At 57.5% G+C, this 2,154-nt stretch carries 2 protein-coding genes, 1 tRNA gene and 1 pseudogene; 2 read left to right on the forward strand and 2 right to left on the reverse strand.

Annotated elements, in window-relative coordinates; all coding sequences use genetic code 11:
• Positions 1-130: 130 nt before the first annotated feature.
• Positions 131-1,257 (reverse strand): IS3 family transposase gene (locus GGQ68_RS24030; protein ID WP_425502999.1). Its coding sequence is split into 2 segments (ribosomal slippage): positions 131-996 and positions 996-1,257, totalling 1,128 coding nucleotides; the frame shifts between segments, so codons are not numbered across the junction.
• Positions 1,258-1,359: 102 nt separating this feature from the next.
• Between GGQ68_RS24030 and GGQ68_RS24035 the strand changes: the two are divergent.
• A pseudogene (locus GGQ68_RS24035) lies at positions 1,360-1,743 on the forward strand (integrase core domain-containing protein); the annotation flags it as partial.
• A gap of 54 nt (positions 1,744-1,797) precedes the next feature.
• Entirely contained in the window at positions 1,798-1,971 is a 174-nt protein-coding gene (locus GGQ68_RS24190) for a hypothetical protein (protein ID WP_221235724.1), read from the forward strand.
• Between the two features lie 90 nt (positions 1,972-2,061).
• Here the strand turns inward: GGQ68_RS24190 and GGQ68_RS24040 are convergent.
• Positions 2,062-2,138: transfer RNA gene (locus GGQ68_RS24040), tRNA-Met, on the reverse strand.
• Positions 2,139-2,154 lie beyond the last annotated feature (16 nt).

Genomic DNA, 2,154 nt, shown 5'->3' on the forward strand with positions numbered 1-2,154 from the left:
CCATAACCCTACACAAGCGCTCTGTTGGAAACTGATTTCGGTGTTCTTCAATGAACTTAAACCTCACGGCTTTTGGCTCGCAAAGAACACCGTGGACTTGCACCGTTTTCGTTCCGGTGTGTTGCTCATTTTAGGCGGCGATCTTTTCGAAGGCCACGGGTGATTTGCCGTCCAGCGCTGAATGGCGCCTGCGAGGATTGTAGAAGCCGTTGATGTATTCGAACACAGCGACTTCGACGTCCCGGCGCGTTTGCCACGTGTCCCGCCAGATCAATTCGGCTTTGAGGGATTTGAAGAAGCTCTCGACAGCCGAATTGTCAAAGCAATTTCCCTTGCCGCTCATTGAAGGTCGCAACTTATGACGACGCAGGCGCTTCTGGTACTCATGAGCGCAGTATTGGGCTCCGCGATCGGTGTGGTGAATGCAGCCAGGTGGGGGGCGACGCAGGGCGATGGCCATGTCCAAAGCACGTAGGGCCAAGTCCTGCTTCATACGGTTACTGATCGCCCAACCGATCACGCGCCGCGAATATAGATCAATGATGACAGAGAGATAGGCCCAACCTTCACGCGTCCAGATGTAAGTTATGTCCCCAGCCCACTTCTGGTTTGGCGCCGTCGCCGTGAAATCCTGGCTCAGTCGGTTCGGGGCGATGTTGAAGCTGTGATCACTGTCGGTCGTGCGTTTGAATTTGCGGCTGCGCAGAACCTGGATGCCGTTGTCGCGCATGATCCGGGCGACCCTTCGTTGCCCTACATGAATGCCCAATTCGTTTAATTCCTGCGTCATGCGCGGGCGGCCATAGCTCCCCAGACTGAGCCGGTGTTGTTCGCGGATATGTGTCAGAAGGATCATGTCACGACGCTGGCGATGTGAGGGCGGTCTGCTGCGCCACGCCCGTAACCCACGGTCCGACACCTTCATCATCCGGCACAGATGGGCTCGTGAAAGATCTCCGCGATACTCGGCAATGAATTGAAATCTCATTGCTTTTGACCTGCGAAGAAGATTGCCGCTTTTTTTAACACCTCCCTCTCCTCCCGCAGGATACGGTTCTCTTTACGCAATCGCTCATTCTCGCGGCGCAGATCCGCGTCCTCGGCGGCAGCGGGATCGGTCGAGTAATCCCGCATCCACTTGCCCAGGGTCGAAAACCCAACTCCAAGATCTGAGGCCACCTGTCGCCGTGTCAGGCCACTATGCGTCGCGATCCGAACCGCCTCACGTTTGAAATCTTCACTGTGTTTGGGTGCCATATCCGGTCTCCTTCATGGCGAGCATTGCTCGCAGATAACCGGAACGGAAGTGATGCAAGTCCAAGTTGCCATTGTTGCGCCATTGGTCCGAGCCACAATGGCGACGGGACGGAACTGACCTCGAATGCGATCCTGCGCTGGTGTTCCGAGAACCGCGTCGAGTGGCATTACATCGCGCCGGGAAAACCGATGCAGAATGGCTCCGTGGAGAGTTTCAACGGTCGGATGCGCGACGAGCTGCTCAACGAGACCATGTTCCGCAACCTGGCCCATGCCCGTGTCGTGATCGCCGCCTGGGCTGCCGACGACAACACCGAACGCCCGCATTCGGCTTTAGGTTACGAGACCCCGGCCGACTATGCGCGGCCCCTGACCACCGCAATCGCCCGCCCCGCTGCGCGAGATGAAAGCTCCGCGCGTCGGGCGACTGCTCAACCTGCGCCAATCGGCGTAAACAACCCTCGGACTCCGGTCGCGGCTGGATGAAAGTTCAGGGGCAGGTCAGTCTACCGCCAGAAAGTTGCCGACCTCACCGCATCCTTGAACAACGACTTCGCCCGGCTTGAGGCGACTGAGGCATTGCGGGGACTGGTTTCCGAGGTGCGGATGATCCCGGATGACGCCGCCGAGCACGGGCATGTCATCGAACTCTATGGTGAGTTGGGTGCCATTCTGGATCTGGCGAGCGTTGGAAGCAGACAGGTCCCCTGGTAGGGAGACCGCGTCGAAGTATTGGATTTTGAGATTTTGAACACATCAAAAGCGCCACAAGCTGTTTGGCTTGGACGCTTGTGATGTATTTGTTGGTTGCGGGAGTAGGATTTGAACCTACGACCTTCAGGTTATGAGCCTGACGAGCTACCGGGCTGCTCCATCCCGCGCCAATGGTCGGACAAG

It is taken from the genome of Sagittula marina (genome assembly GCF_014196795.1).
GTDB lineage: Bacteria > Pseudomonadota > Alphaproteobacteria > Rhodobacterales > Rhodobacteraceae > Sagittula > Sagittula marina.